Genomic DNA, 14,051 nt, shown 5'->3' on the forward strand with positions numbered 1-14,051 from the left:
CTTCATTGTCCGGCTTGTGTCCAAGCCAACTAGAGTTCTAGCACATTATTTTTTGTTTTTGCCCATAACGGTCAGTAGTTTTAGAGTGCGGAGTTTGACAGGCCGGTCCGGAAACGGTTCCGGCGGCAGCCACGACGTGCACACTGCTCTGGGGATTGCAGCACGCTGGATCGGGATTGCCGGGTCTTTCTAGGTGGGGTACCGCAGCTGTCTGTGTCCTAGCCACCGGTCTCGAAAGTTTCGGGCCCGGCCCTTTGGAGAAATGTTGAACCGAAAAATCCTGGTCCCTGTCCTCGGCTCCGCGCTCATGCTGAGCCTGCTGCCTTCGGCACCTGCGCTGGCCGATGAATCCGTGAAGGTCAGCCAGCCGGCCTCCACCAGCGACACCGGAGCTTGGGCAACAGTTACGGTGCCCGTGGCACAGGGGCTGAAGCCTGCGTCGATCAAGGGCCGGGTCTCGACCACGGCCACGGACGGGCAGCTGCAGCTGCGCGTCGGCAAGGACATCATCAAGACCCTGCCGGTCGCCCAGTCCGGCGCATTCGACCTGCCGCTGAACGCGAAGCACGCGGCGGAGAACGGCACCTTGGATGTCGCGGTCCGCTGGCTTCCCGAGTCCCGGGAAGGCCGCTGCCTGAGCGTCGAACCGCAGCAGGTTGAGCTCTCCCAGGTACAGCTTCAGGCTGCGGGCGAGGCCAAGGCCCCTGAATCGGTGGCGCAGTTTTTTGCAAGCTCGCCCGGCTCGGTGTCCATCCAGGGTGGAGGCGAAGCCTCGCAGGCTGCGCTGAGCGCGGTTCCCGCTCTGGCCGCTGCCTTCCCGTCCGCCGATATCGCCTGGAATGCCGCGGATGCGGATTACACCGTCGCCTTCGAGCTCGCAGAGCAGGGCATGAAGCTTGCCCTGGATCGCGCCGGAACCACCTTGCGGATCAGTGGGACCGCGGAGCAGCTGGCAGAGCTCGACACCGTGATCCGCAGCCGGGCACTCACCCTGGCGGTCGGCCGCCACGTAGACGCCGAGGCAGCGCCGGTCCAGGGCGAGCGCTGGACCCCGGCGGAGGTGATGAGCTTTGCGGATCTCGGCGCCACCGCACCGAAGCTGGAGGGCTACGGCCAATCCTCGCTGTACATCGGAGTGGACGAGGCCCAGCTCGGTTCAAGCCTGAACGGAGCCCAGGTGCATCTGTCCGGGACGCACAGCGCCATCCCGGAGAATACCGAAGCGGCCCTGAACGTGTATTGGAACGACCAGCTGGTCGATTCCTTCGTGCTGGATCAGAGCACCGCGCTCAACGCGGACATCCAGATCCCGCAGTCGCTGGTCACCTCGCGCAACGGTCTACGCCTCCAGCTGGATGCCGCGGCGCAGGGCGCAAACTGCGCCATCGCCGGCACTTTGCCGGTCCAGGTGCATCTGGATGGTAGCGCCAGCACCGTGACCCCGCAGTATGGCGCGGGCCGCGCCGCGGGCTTCGAGATGCTGCCGCAGCAAACCGCAGGCGAAGTGGGCCTCGCCCTGGGTGCCGGGACTTCCGCGGAGACGGCAAATGCGCTCGCCACCAGCCTGCTGGCCTCGTTGCAACAGGCCAGCGCCGTGCCGTTGCACGTGCAGAACCTTGCCATCGAGGATGTCGCCGGCTCGCCGCTGAGCACCGTGGTGGTGGGAGGCGATGCGCAGCTTGCCGACGCCCTCGGCGCGCCGTTGCGCCTGGAACGTTTCCGCACCATCGAATCCTCCGTGCTCTCCGCGGGGGTGGGCACCGAGGAGCCGTACGCCGCGCTGCAGGCCTTCGAGGATTCGGGCCGCGCCGTGCTGCTGGCCGGCGGCTGGTCGCCTGACGGAGCAAACACCGACGCGCTGTACCGCGACCTAGCCGACCGGGTGGCGCCGGCCGCCGGCGGCTGGTCTTCGCTCTCGCGCAACCTGCTGGTCGCGCAGGAGGGCGCCGCGCCGGTCCTGGTGGAAAGCAATGCGTTGATCCCGCAGGATTCGCTCACCGACGACTACCGCCCCTACGCCTGGTGGGCGGCCGGCGGCGTCGCGGCCCTGGTCCTGGCCGGTCTGGCTGGCGCGTTCGCCTTGCGCAGGTCCAACCGCCGAGCCAAGACGCAGGCGGCCGCGGAGGCGGCAGCCGGCGGCCCGCAGTCCGTACCCTCATCCGATGAGCGCTAGCACCGGCACGGCCCTGAAACAATCAATAGTTTCGCGGCTGCAGCGTGCCTGGCGGCTGCTGGGCGCCCCGCCGGAGGTGCGCAAGGTGCCCGGCTCCGTGCTGGTGGCGCTTGCCGCCGGGCTGCTCGGACTGGCGGCCAGCGCCGTCACCGTGCCCAGCGGCTGGGCCATGGCCTACTCCGACGCCCAGAGCCACCTGACCATCGCGCGACGGGTGATCGACTCGATGGCTCCCGGCTTCGAACAGCTGGGCACCGTATGGCTGCCGGTGCCGCACCTGCTGCTGATCCCGCTGGTGGCGATCGACCCGCTCTTCCATACCGGGTGGGCCGCGGCCCTGCTGGGAAGCGCCGCCTTGTCCGGTACTGCCGCGGGACTCTACCGCATCGCGGCCCGTCTGGGCATCGGCCGTGCCGGCCGCCTGGCGATGCTGGTTCTGCTGCTGGCCAACCCCAGCGTGCTGTATCTCTACACCACGGCGCTGACCGAGCCGGTGCTGCTGCTGTTCCTCGTCGCCGCGCTGTCCGGATTGAGCCGCTGGGCGCTGGCGCCGCGCAGGATGAGCGCCGGGGAGCTGGCGGTCTTCGCCGGAATTCCCACCGCGGCGGCCATGCTCTCGCGCTACGAAGGATGGATGCTGGCGCTGACCGGCACCATTTTCGTGTGCGTGGTGACCCTGCGACGTACCCGTTCGCTCCAGCAGATGATCATCATGGCCGCCGGATACGCATGGATTCCCGCGCTGGCGGTGTGCTGGTGGCTGGCCTACAACTGGGGGATCTATGGGGACGCGCTGGAATTCATGTTCGGCCCCTACTCGGCCAGCGCCCAGCAGTCCTCCATCAGCAGCAGCGGCCTGCTGCCCACCAAGGGCAATTTGGGGCTGACCCTGCTCACGTTCCATTCCTCGGTGCTGGGCACCGCCGGAGTGCTGCTGCTCGTGCTCGCCGGTGCGGGCCTGCTGGTCGCCGCCTACCGGTGGCGCCTGCAAACGCCGGGGCTGGTGCTCTGGCTGACCTCCAGCGCCTATGTCTTCGCGGTGGTGAGCATGTACCTGGGCCAGACCGCGATCAACAACGCGCATTCGCTGCCCAGCACCTGGTGGAACAACCGCTTCGCCATGACCGCCATGCCGTTTTTCCTGCTGGCGGCGGCGCTGGCAGTGGACGCCGCCGGGCAGTGGCTCACGCGGAAGGACAACTGGCGACTTCAGACGCGGCAGGTGCTGCGCGCGGGCGCGGCGGCCGGGCTCGGCGGGGCAGTGCTGCTGCAGCTTGGCTGGTGGAGTGCCGGTCCCGTCGATCGCGCGCCGGTGCTGGCCGAGGCCGCCATGAGCGCCGGCTCCACCCGGTATTCCACCGAGGCGGCGCAGTGGCTGGCGCAGAACTACGACGGCGGCGGGCTGCTGCTTGATGAAAGCGCCCGAGGCAACGCGATCGTGCCGCTGCTGGGCATCGATATCTCGCAGATCTTCCTGCGCGCCTCCGGGGACAACTTCACCCAGGCCCTGGACAACCCGGCGGCGCATGCCCGCTGGGTGCTGCTGAATGTCGAAAAGGACGGGGCGCCGGTCAATTCAGGGCCGGTGGACCTGGTCGACCAGGCGTTCATCGCGCGGCCCTCTGCGCGGGCCAGCTACCGAACCGTCTACACCTCGCCCACGCACGCCGTGCTGCAAAGGATCGATCGATGAACACCGCCTACAAGCCCTTGGGGCAGCTGCTGGTGGATCAGCATCTGGCAACCCAGTCCGACATCGACCGGGCCTTGGAAGACCAGCGCCGCGAAGGCGGACTGCTCGGCCGCCACCTGCTGCTGGCCGGGGCCGTGCAACGCCGCGACATGTACGCCGCGCTCGCCGGACAGTGGGGCACCACGCTGGTTGACCTGGTCGAAGATCCGCCGCAACCGGATCTGCTGGCGGAACTCGACCATGAATGGGCGTTGTCTTCAGCCTGGCTGCCCTACCGGCGGCAGGATGACGGGCGGATCACGATCGCTACCTGCACTGCGCCGACCCCTGCCGTCCTGGCGGAAGCCCGGCAACTTCTCGGCGCGCCGGTGGATGTCGTGGCGACGACCGACTGGGACATCCAGCAGGCGCTCCAGGCGAGCTTCCGCCGGGAAATGCTCTATGACGCGGCGGACCGGCTGTCCGTGGACGATCCCGCCCAGTCAGCGAAAGTCGCATTGACAACTTGGCAAATGATCCTTCCCGCGATCCTGCTGGCGGTGTTCATCGCCGGACTCGTGGTGGACTTCCGCCGGACGATGATCGTGGTCCTCTTCGCGGCGAACATCAGCTTTGCCACAAGCATCCTGTTTAAGACGGTTGCCAGCATCAATGCCCCGATCCAGCGCGCCCGCCGCCGGCTGGCCGCGCGCAGGCTCGGGCTGTGGCGGAAGCGCTACGGGGTCAAGGCACCGAGCACGGATCGCATCCCCGACGACGAACTGCCGATCTACACCATCCTGATCCCCGCGTTCCACGAGGCGAACATCATCGCCAAGTTGCTGGAGAACATCGGCGCGCTGGACTACCCGAAATCCAAGCTGGAAGTGCTGCTGCTGCTGGAAGAAGACGACCAGGAAACCATCGCCGCGGCCAAGGCGGCGGCCCCGCCGAGCAATGTGCGCATCCTGGTGGTCCCGCGCGGGGTGCCGCAGACCAAGCCCCGTGCCTGCAACTACGGATTGGCGATGGCCAATGGAGAGTTCGTGGTGATCTATGATGCGGAGGACCGGCCGGAACCGGACCAGCTTCGCAAGGCGATCGATGCGTTCCGCGAAGACGAGCGGATCAGGTCGCAGGTTGACGGCACCGTGCGCCCGCTCGTGTGCGTGCAGGCGGCGCTGAACTATTTCAACGCGGAGCATAACGTGCTCACCAAGATGTTCGCGGTCGAGTATTCGCATTGGTTTGATTCCATGCTTCCCGGCCTTGAAGGCACGGGGATTCCGCTGCCTCTGGGCGGCACGTCCAACCACTTCCGTGCGCGCCAGCTGCGTGAATTGGGCGGCTGGGATCCGTGGAACGTGACCGAGGACGCCGATTTGGGGCTTCGCGCCAGCGTGCGCGGCTTCCGGGTGGGCATCATCAATTCGACCACTTGGGAGGAGGCCTGTTCGAAGGTCCCGGCGTGGATCAGGCAGCGCACCCGGTGGATCAAGGGCTACATGGTGACCGCGGCGGTCAACATGCGCCGCCCGCTGCGTTTCGCCAAACGCACCGGGCTGGGCGGCGCCGTCGGCATGATCGGGTTGATTGCCGGAACCCCGCTGGCGTTCTTGGCGTATCCGCTGGTGCTTGGTTTCACCATCGTGACCTACATCGGCGTGCAGTTCATCGGCCTGGATCTTCCCCAAGGCCTGCTCGCCCTGGGCTGGGGCACCATGATCTTCGGCAACGCCATGATGATTGTGGTCTCCGGTATCGTCGCGTGGCGACGCTACGGTGCGCGGGTGGCGGCCTTCGCGCTGCTGAACCCCGCTTATTGGGTCTTGCATTCCATCGCGGCATGGCGCGCGGCCTACCAAATGGTCCGTACCCCGCACGTGTGGGAGAAGACCCCGCATGGACTGGATGAAGAGGACGAGTTCCTGGCCAGCTGAGCAGCCGCGGTGCGCAACAGCCCCGGCATCCTGCCACCTTTGGGGTGCGGGATGCCGGGGCAGTGGCGTCGGGGTTGTTCTTTCCAGGCCTAGGTGCGGGCTGTTAAACGAAGTTCTCGGTGCCCTCGATGGTGTTCATGAAGTGGTCCATGAAATCCGCGAAGTCCTTGGCATCGTCTTCCTGGTCGATGACCGCCGACAGCGAGACGGCGTCATCGAGCTGCAGATCGATGCCCGGGTGCAGCGGGATGGAGAATCGGAATACCCGTCCGGTGGAGGTCGCTACCTCGTACTCGCCGTCATTGAGCAGGGCGAGCTGGTTGACGTTGGTGTTGTTGATCGTGATGGCGTCTTCGGAAGCGGTGAGATCGCTGGAGTTGACCGGCGCGAGGACCAGTTCGGCCGGCTGCCGGCGATAGCCGATGACTTTGAGCCCTCCGGAGCCGGCGATGCCGGTTCCGGCCACCAGGTTGTAGCTGGCGAAATTCGGGATCTGCGAGTCGAAGACATGGTGCAGGCGGGTCTTGACTTGCTCGGTCGGGTTCTCGGCTGGGCTGGTGTCCATGTATCTCACTCTACTAAGTAATACCTACAGGCCGGTGAGGCAGCGGGCTGGCCACATGGAATTCTCAGGTGAACGACACCAGATCAGCGGTTAGTGGCCCGAGCGCACCGAGAATATTTCGTGCCGTTGCGCTCCGCTTGCCGTAGCACCGAGGGGCCCTGCCTACGTGTCTACAGGTGGTGTACCGGGCGCACGCAAGGCAGCGGTGGCGATGGGGGCGGCACGACGTTGGGCTTGTCCCATCGGACCGGAATAGAGTGCCACGGCCGATGAATCCTTCACTGGGAACAGGGAGGCAGGAGGGGTTGGAGGACGGGGAGGAGGAAGTGCGTCAGCATTTTCCGCTTGCCGGCCGGGCATGCGTGCCACCGCAACAAGACCAGGAGAAGTGGCGTACCTTCCCGGAGTGCAGCGTTTTGGACAATCTGATCAGTGCTTTCGGCAACCTATTTGTGTCATGTGCGCGTCATGGGTTGCCCAAGTGGTCATATTGACTCCTAGAATGATGTTTTATGAGCCATGACTCCAGCCCGGACATCAAGCCGCGGTCGCGTGCAGTGACCGACGGCATCCACGCTGCTCCGTCGCGCGGCATGCTGCGCGCGGTCGGCATGGGGGATGAGGACTTCGCCAAACCGCAGATCGGCATCGCCAGTTCGTGGAACGAAATCACCCCGTGCAACCTTTCGCTGAACCGCCTGGCGCAGGGCGCCAAGGAAGGCGTCCACGCCAGCGGCGGGTTCCCAATGCAGTTCGGCACCATCTCCGTTTCCGACGGCATCTCCATGGGCCACGAGGGAATGCACTTCTCCCTGGTTTCCCGCGAGGTCATCGCCGACTCGGTGGAAACCGTGATGATGGCCGAACGCCTCGACGGTTCGGTCCTGCTGGCCGGCTGCGACAAGTCGCTGCCCGGCATGCTGATGGCCGCCGCCCGGCTAAACCTTTCGGCGGTCTTCCTCTACGCCGGCTCCATCATGCCCGGCTGGGTGAAGCTGGAGGACGGCACGGAAAAGGACGTCACCCTGATCGACGCCTTCGAGGCGGTGGGCGCCTGCGCCGCCGGCAAGATGAGCGAGACCGACCTCGAGCGCATCGAGAAGGCCATCTGCCCCGGCGAAGGCGCCTGCGGCGGCATGTACACGGCCAACACCATGGCCTCCATCGGCGAGGCGCTGGGCATGAGCCTTCCGGGTTCCGCCGCCCCGCCCTCGGCCGACCGCCGCCGCGACATGTTCGCCCGGCGTTCCGGCGAGGCCGTGGTCCAGATGCTGCGCCAGGGCATCCGCGCCCGCGACATCATGACCAAGCAGGCCTTCGAGAACGCCATCGCGGTGCTCATGGCCTTCGGCGGCTCGACCAACGCGGTGCTGCACCTATTGGCCATTGCCCGCGAGGCGGGGGTGGATCTGCAGCTGTCGGACTTCAACCGCATCGGCGACAAGGTGCCGCACCTGGCGGACCTGAAGCCTTTCGGCCGCTACGTCATGAACGACCTGGACCGCATCGGCGGCGTCCCGGTGGTCATGAAGGCGCTGCTGGATGCGGGGCTGCTGCACGGTGACTGCCTGACAGTCACCGGCAGGACCGTGGCGGAAAACCTCGCGGACATCGCCCCGCCGGATCCGGACGGGAAGATCCTGCGCGCCATGCAGGACCCGATCCACCAAACCGGCGGCATCGCGATCCTGCACGGGACGCTGGCCCCGGAGGGGGCCGTGGTGAAGTCCGCTGGCTTCGACGCGGATGTCTTCGAGGGCACCGCCCGCGTCTTCGAGCGCGAGCAGGGCGCCCTGGATGCGCTGGACCGCGGCGAGCTGCAGGCCGGGGACGTGGTGGTGATCCGCTACGAGGGGCCCAAGGGCGGGCCGGGCATGCGCGAAATGCTCGCCATCACCGGCGCCATCAAGGGCGCGGGCCTGGGCAAGGACGTCTTGCTGCTGACCGACGGCCGGTTCTCCGGAGGCACTACGGGCCTGTGCATCGGGCACGTGGCTCCGGAAGCCGTGGACGGGGGACCGATTGCGTTCGTGAAGGACGGGGATCGGATCCGCGTGGACATGCAGGCGCGCAGCTTCGACCTGCTGGTCGACGAGGCGGAACTCGAGGCCCGCAAGGTCGGCTGGGAGCCGCTGCCCGCCAAGTTCACCTCCGGCGTGCTGGCCAAGTACGCCAAGCTGGTGAAGTCGGCCTCCACAGGCGCCTATTGCGGCTAGCAGCCGCGGGGAAAATCAGAAGTTTGTCCGCGGGTGGGCGTGTCATGCGTCCACCCAATGGACATTCGTCTCATATAATGAGATGGCACGGGGTGCGAGTTGATCTTTACCACTAGGTAAAGAAAGATTAGACACATGCAAACAACCACCGATGTACTACTAGTTATCAGGCGCGGAGCCTGAGACCAGTTCTGCCGCCAAGCAGGACGTCGGTGACGCGCAGCCCCCTTTCGTCAGCAGTGACGGCCGTGGGGCGTTTTTTATGCGCAGATGAAGAGATAGAAATGGAAAGGATCCAGATGAGCAACTCCACACCCGCCAATCCGGCGTCGGTTGCGAAGTCAATTAGTCGACCCAAGGATGCCGCCGCCGCTGTCTCTTCCGTCGTGGAAGCTTCGAACCCGGTCCAGGGTCCGAATAACATCGTTGCTCCCACGCAGATGACGGGCTCACAAGCCATCGTCCGCTCGCTGGAAGAATTGGGCGTCAAGGACGTCTTCGGGTTACCAGGCGGGGCCATCCTTCCCACCTATGACCCGCTCATGGACTCGACCAAGGTCAATCACATCCTGGTCCGCCATGAACAGGGTGCCGGCCATGCCGCACAGGGTTACGCCATGGTCAGCGGGGAAGTCGGCGTCTGCATCGCCACCTCCGGACCCGGCGCAACCAACCTGGTGACCGCACTGGCGGACGCCAACATGGACTCCGTGCCCATGGTGGCGATCACCGGCCAGGTCAACAGCGCCTTCATCGGCTCCGACGCGTTCCAGGAAGCCGATATCGTCGGCATCACCATGCCGATCACCAAGCACGCGTTCCTGGTGACCGACCCGGAGGACATCCCGCAGGTCATGGCCAGCGCGTTTTACCTGGCGCAGACCGGCCGTCCCGGCCCGGTGCTGGTGGACATCACCAAGGATGCCCAGACCTCGCAGATGACCTTCTCGTGGCCGCCGAAGGTCGAGCTTCCCGGCTACCGCGTGGTCACCCGCGGCCACAACAAGCAGCTGCGCGAAGCCGCCAAGCTGATCGCCGGCGCCACCCGCCCGGTGCTCTACGTGGGCGGCGGTGTCATCAAGGCCGACGCGCACGAGGAACTTAAGGCCTTCGCCGAGTTCATCAACGCCCCGGTGGTCACCACCCTGACCGCCCGCGGGGCGTTCCCGGATTCGCACCCGCAGCACGTGGGCATGCCGGGCATGCACGGTGCCGTCTCCGCGGTGACCGCCCTGCAGCAGTCCGACCTGCTGATCACCCTCGGCGCCCGCTTCGACGACCGCGTCACCGGCGTGCTGTCCTCGTTCGCGCCGAACGCCAAGGTGATCCACGCGGACATCGATCCGGCGGAGATCTCCAAGAACCGCGTGGCCGACGTGCCGATCGTGGGCTCGCTGGACGAGATCATCCCGCAGCTTATCGAGGCCTGCCAAACCCGGTTCGAGACCGAGCCGCAGCAGGACCTGTCCAACTGGTGGTCGCTGCTTGACCGCCTGCGCGAAACCTACCCGATCGGCTACACCGAGACCCACGACGGCCTGTCTGCCCCGCAGAACGTCATCGGGCGCATCGGCGAGCTGACCGGCCCGGAGGGCGTCTACGTCGCCGGCGTGGGCCAGCACCAGATGTGGGCCGCGCAGTTCGTGAAGTACGAGCGTCCGCGCTCGTGGCTGAACTCCGCGGGCCTGGGCACCATGGGTTACTCGGTGCCAGCGGCCATGGGTGCCAAGGTGGCCCAGCCGGACCGCGTGGTCTGGGCGATCGACGGCGACGGCTGCTTCCAGATGACCAACCAGGAGCTTGCCACCTGCGTCATCAATAACATCCCGATCAAGGTCGCGGTGATCAACAACTCCTCGCTGGGCATGGTCCGCCAGTGGCAGACCCTGTTCTACGACGCACGCTACTCGAATACGGATCTGAACACGGGCCACGGCACCGCGCGCGTTCCGGACTTCGTGAAGCTGGCCGACGCCTACGGCTGCGTGGGTCTGCGCTGCGAACGCGACGAGGACATCGACGCCACCATCCAGAAGGCGCTGGAGATCAACGACCGCCCGGTGGTCATCGACTTCGTGGTCTCCGCGGACTCCATGGTGTGGCCGATGGTCCCCGCCGGAGTGAGCAACGACCAGATCCAGATCGCCAAGGGCATGACCCCAGAATGGGAAGAGGAAGACTAGAGAATGGCAAAGCACACGCTGTCCGTGCTGGTCGAAGACGTTCCCGGCGTACTCACCCGAGTTGCCAGCCTCTTCGCCCGACGTGCGTTCAACATCCACTCGCTGGCCGTGGGACCCACGGAAATCGAGGGCATCAGCCGCATGACCGTGGTGGTCGACGCCGAGGGGGACTCCCTGGAGCAGGTCACCAAGCAGCTGAACAAGCTGATCAACGTCATTAAGATCGTGGAGCTGCTGCCGGAATCCTCCGTGCAGCGCGACCACATCATGGTCAAGGTCCGCGCCGACGCCGCCACCCGGCTGCAGGTCACCCAGGCCGCTGAGCTGTTCCGTGCGTCGGTGATCGACGTGGCCACCGACTCGCTGGTCATCGAGGCCACCGGCAACGCGGCCAAGATCGAGGCGCTGCTCTCGGTGCTGGAGCCCTTCGGCATCCGCGAGATCGTCCAGGCCGGAACCCTGGCCGTGGGCCGCGGTTCCAAGTCGATGAGCGACAGGGCCCTGAAGAGCCTTTCGGCCTAGTGCCGGAGCGTGTCCGAAGAAGGCGAATATGACTTCTTCGGACACGAACACCAAATTTCACAATCCAAGGCACCAGACTTGAACATAGATGCTGGTGCCAGCAACAGAAACTTCCGTTCCGAAACAACCAAGGAGCAATTCACATGGCTGATTTGTATTACGACGACGACGCAGACCTCTCGATCATCCAGGGCAAGAAGGTAGCCATCATTGGCTACGGCTCCCAGGGCCACGCGCACGCATTGAGCCTGCGCGACTCGGGTGTGGACGTCACCGTCGGCCTGGCCGAGGGCTCCAAGTCCCGCGCCAAGGCCGAGGCCGAAGGCCTGAAGGTCGCTACCGTTGCCGAGGCCGCCAAGTGGGCCGACGTCATCATGATCCTGACCCCGGACCAGGTCCAGGCCAAGGTCTACGCCGACTCGATCGCCGAGAACCTGGAAGAGGGCAACGCCCTGTTCTTCGGCCACGGCTTCAACATCCGCTTCGGCTTCATCCAGCCGCCGGCAAACGTCGACGTTGCACTAGTTGCCCCGAAGGCTCCGGGCCACACCGTGCGCCGCGAGTTCGAGGCAGGCCGCGGCATCCCTGACCTGATCGCCGTGGAGCAGAACTACACGGGCGGTGCCAAGGACCTGGCACTGTCCTACGCAGCTGGCATCGGCGGCACCCGCGCCGGCGTCATCGAGACCACCTTCACCGAAGAGACCGAGACCGACCTGTTCGGCGAGCAGGCTGTGCTCTGCGGCGGTACCTCGCAGCTGGTGCAGTACGGCTTCGAGGTGCTGACCGAGGCCGGCTACAAGCCGGAGATCGCCTACTTCGAGGTGCTCCACGAGCTGAAGTTGATCGTCGACCTGATGTGGGAAGGCGGCATCGCCAAGCAGCGCTGGTCGATCTCCGACACCGCGGAGTACGGCGACTACGTCTCCGGCCCGCGCGTCATCACGCCGGAGGTGAAGGAGAACATGAAGGCTGTCCTGGCCGACATCCAGTCCGGCGCCTTCGCCAAGCGCTTCATGGATGACCAGGCCAACGGCGCCAAGGAGTTCCTGGAACTGCGCGCCAAGGGCGAAGCCCACCCGATCGAGACCACCGGCCGCGAGCTGCGCTCGCTGTTCTCCTGGATCTCGGACGCTTCGAGCGATGACTACGTCGACGGCTCGGTAGCCCGCTAAGCGGAACCTGACCGGGTAGTCTTCACGACCAAGGCGCCTGTTGCCGGCATGATTAATGCCGGCAACAGGCGCCTTGTCGTTCTCCGGGAAATTTCAGGTCTGGTCACTAGGCTCGGTGAAAACCAAAGGAGCTGACCGGTGACCACGCAGACCAACTACGACGATTTCGCACAGGCCTATTCGGACGAGAACGATTCCAGCCTGCTCAACGCCTACTATGAGCGGCCCGCGATGCTGGAGCTTGCCGGAGACGTTTCAGGGCGCAGGATCCTGGACATCGGCTGCGGGTCGGGACCGCTGGCGGCGGCCCTGGTGGATCGTGGTGCCCGCGTCGAGGGCTTCGACTCGAGTGTCGCGATGATCAATCTGGCACAGCGCAGAGTGGGGGAGGACGTCGAGCTGAGCGTCGCCCGACTTGGTGACGCTCTGCCTTACGAATCGGACACCTTTGACGATGCGGTGGCCTCGCTCGTTTTCCACTACCTGCCGACGTGGCACGAGGCGTTGTTGGAAGTGCGTCGAATCCTGAAACCGGGCGGTCGATTGATCCTTTCGGTGAACCATCCACTCCTCTATCCGTGGAACCATCCGGGCAAGGACTACTTCAAGGCGACGCAGTACACCGACGAATTCACCTTCAACGGACAGCCCGCAGAGCTCACCTACTGGCACCACCCCCTGCACGAAATGGCCAACGCCTTTCTGCAGGCTGGGTTCAGCATCGAGAGAATTTGGGAACCGCCGTATTCCAAGGATGCGCCAGAGCAGATCGTGCCGGAGAAGCTGCGCGAGCGCGATTCGTTCCTGAGTTTTCTTTTCTTCTCTCTTCGAACCTGAACAGCTGCATCGGGATAGGAAGCAATCGATTGATCGACAAAGGACGGGCACGAACGCGAAGATCGCGTTCGTGCCCGGCCGTTGGTGGGGCTAGCCGAAATTAGCGCTTGGAAGCTCGGTAGCCGGCCTTGCGGGCATCGCTGGTGTTCTTGAAGCATTCCTCGGGCTTCGTGCGGTCATAGAATGCGCCGCCCTTGACGTGGTACTTCCACTCTTTATTGCTGCCAGTGCGGTTGCCCTTGACCGGATAGCCGGCGGGGCATTTGTAACCGTAACCCTTCTTGGAAACCGGCGTCTTCTTCGTGACCTTCTTGGTCACCTTCACGGTTTCGGTCTTCTTCACCGTCGAGGTCTTGCCCTTGAGCTGGTACTTGACCGACGTCGTAACCTTGTACGTCCCGGTAGACAGCTTCACTGAGGCCTTGTTCTTGGCGACAGTCTTGGAGCCCTTCTTCACGGTAAGCGTCGCGGATTTGACCTTGACGTTCTTCGCCTTCGAATAGCTCGGCTTGATGGTGGCCTTGGCCGATCCGGAAACGGACTTGTTGCCGATCTTCTGGATTGAAACTGCCGGCGCTTTCTTAGCGGCAACCACGCTGATAGCGGTTGGCGCAGCCACCTGTGGTTGCGCCGTGGCGGCTGATGCACCCGAGAAGACGAGCGCACCGGAAGCGAGGACGACAAGTGCCCGCTGCATGATCTTATTCATTTTTCCCCCAGGAAGTGATGATGACCGAGATGAAAATACTCATGTCAAAGGTGAGTCTA

Annotated in this window: 10 protein-coding genes; 8 read left to right on the forward strand and 2 right to left on the reverse strand. The window is 65.0% G+C overall.

Annotation, left to right across the window (positions count from 1 at the left end):
* The first annotated feature begins 262 nt into the window (after window positions 1–262).
* The 3 genes from RF641_RS01290 to RF641_RS01300 are packed head-to-tail and all read left to right on the forward strand — an operon-like array spanning window position 263 to window position 5,785.
* Window positions 263–2,173, forward strand: coding sequence for a cellulose biosynthesis cyclic di-GMP-binding regulatory protein BcsB (locus RF641_RS01290; protein ID WP_424572246.1), 1,911 nt, complete (start codon window positions 263–265; stop codon window positions 2,171–2,173).
* Window positions 2,163–3,866 carry a hypothetical protein gene (locus RF641_RS01295; RefSeq protein ID WP_424572247.1) on the forward strand — a complete coding sequence of 568 codons (1,704 nt, stop codon included), beginning with the start codon at window positions 2,163–2,165 and terminating at the stop codon, window positions 3,864–3,866. Before RF641_RS01290 ends, RF641_RS01295 begins: the two co-directional genes overlap by 11 nt.
* Entirely contained in the window at window positions 3,863–5,785 is a 1,923-nt protein-coding gene (locus tag RF641_RS01300) for a glycosyltransferase (protein ID WP_424572248.1), read from the forward strand. The genes RF641_RS01295 and RF641_RS01300 overlap by 4 nt, the downstream gene beginning before the upstream one ends.
* A 103-nt stretch (window positions 5,786–5,888) precedes the next feature.
* Here the strand turns inward: RF641_RS01300 and RF641_RS01305 are convergent, their stop codons facing one another.
* Window positions 5,889–6,350 carry a hypothetical protein gene (locus RF641_RS01305; protein WP_053797881.1) on the reverse strand — a complete coding sequence of 154 codons (462 nt, stop codon included), beginning with the start codon at window positions 6,348–6,350 and terminating at the stop codon, window positions 5,889–5,891.
* A gap of 512 nt (window positions 6,351–6,862) precedes the next feature.
* Here RF641_RS01305 and ilvD point away from each other — a divergent pair.
* From ilvD to RF641_RS01330, 5 genes are all read left to right on the forward strand, one after another.
* The gene (ilvD, locus tag RF641_RS01310; protein ID WP_053797882.1) at window positions 6,863–8,566 is read left to right on the forward strand and encodes a dihydroxy-acid dehydratase; all 1,704 of its coding nucleotides are present in this window, start codon (window positions 6,863–6,865) and stop codon (window positions 8,564–8,566) included.
* Between the two features lie 299 nt (window positions 8,567–8,865).
* Complete coding sequence (locus RF641_RS01315) at window positions 8,866–10,749, forward strand: acetolactate synthase large subunit (RefSeq protein WP_424572249.1); 1,884 nt, start codon at window positions 8,866–8,868, stop codon at window positions 10,747–10,749.
* Window positions 10,750–10,752: 3 nt separating this feature from the next.
* Window positions 10,753–11,271: an acetolactate synthase small subunit gene (ilvN, locus tag RF641_RS01320; protein WP_053797884.1), complete on the forward strand. Its 519-nt coding sequence runs from the start codon at window positions 10,753–10,755 to the stop codon at window positions 11,269–11,271.
* 143 nt (window positions 11,272–11,414) lie between these two features.
* Entirely contained in the window at window positions 11,415–12,446 is a 1,032-nt protein-coding gene (ilvC, locus tag RF641_RS01325; RefSeq protein WP_047118871.1) for a ketol-acid reductoisomerase, read from the forward strand.
* A 138-nt stretch (window positions 12,447–12,584) separates the two neighbouring features.
* Entirely contained in the window at window positions 12,585–13,283 is a 699-nt protein-coding gene (locus RF641_RS01330; protein ID WP_053797885.1) for a class I SAM-dependent methyltransferase, read from the forward strand.
* A 100-nt stretch (window positions 13,284–13,383) separates the two neighbouring features.
* On the opposite strand, the gene RF641_RS01335 is transcribed toward RF641_RS01330, so the two are convergent.
* Window positions 13,384–13,980, reverse strand: coding sequence for a sunset domain-containing protein (locus RF641_RS01335; protein ID WP_181728160.1), 597 nt, complete (start codon window positions 13,978–13,980; stop codon window positions 13,384–13,386).
* Window positions 13,981–14,051: the final 71 nt, after the last annotated feature.

The sequence above is a fragment of the Arthrobacter sp. 'calajunan' genome, assembly GCF_046940185.1.
Lineage (GTDB): Bacteria > Actinomycetota > Actinomycetes > Actinomycetales > Micrococcaceae > Glutamicibacter > Glutamicibacter soli.

Excerpts from the sequence above, each read along its gene's own strand:
- RF641_RS01300 (WP_424572248.1), top strand. The coding sequence starts at position 3,863 with ATGAACACCGCCTACAAGCCCTTGGGGCAGCTGCTGGTGGATCAGCAT.
- RF641_RS01295 (WP_424572247.1), top strand. The coding sequence starts at position 2,163 with ATGAGCGCTAGCACCGGCACGGCCCTGAAACAATCAATAGTTTCGCGG.
- RF641_RS01305 (WP_053797881.1), bottom strand. The coding sequence starts at position 6,350 with ATGGACACCAGCCCAGCCGAGAACCCGACCGAGCAAGTCAAGACCCGC.
- ilvN (WP_053797884.1), top strand. The coding sequence starts at position 10,753 with ATGGCAAAGCACACGCTGTCCGTGCTGGTCGAAGACGTTCCCGGCGTA.
- RF641_RS01315 (WP_424572249.1), top strand. The coding sequence starts at position 8,866 with ATGAGCAACTCCACACCCGCCAATCCGGCGTCGGTTGCGAAGTCAATT.
- ilvD (WP_053797882.1), top strand. The coding sequence starts at position 6,863 with ATGAGCCATGACTCCAGCCCGGACATCAAGCCGCGGTCGCGTGCAGTG.
- RF641_RS01335 (WP_181728160.1), bottom strand. The coding sequence starts at position 13,980 with ATGCAGCGGGCACTTGTCGTCCTCGCTTCCGGTGCGCTCGTCTTCTCG.
- RF641_RS01290 (WP_424572246.1), top strand. The coding sequence starts at position 263 with ATGTTGAACCGAAAAATCCTGGTCCCTGTCCTCGGCTCCGCGCTCATG.
- ilvC (WP_047118871.1), top strand. The coding sequence starts at position 11,415 with ATGGCTGATTTGTATTACGACGACGACGCAGACCTCTCGATCATCCAG.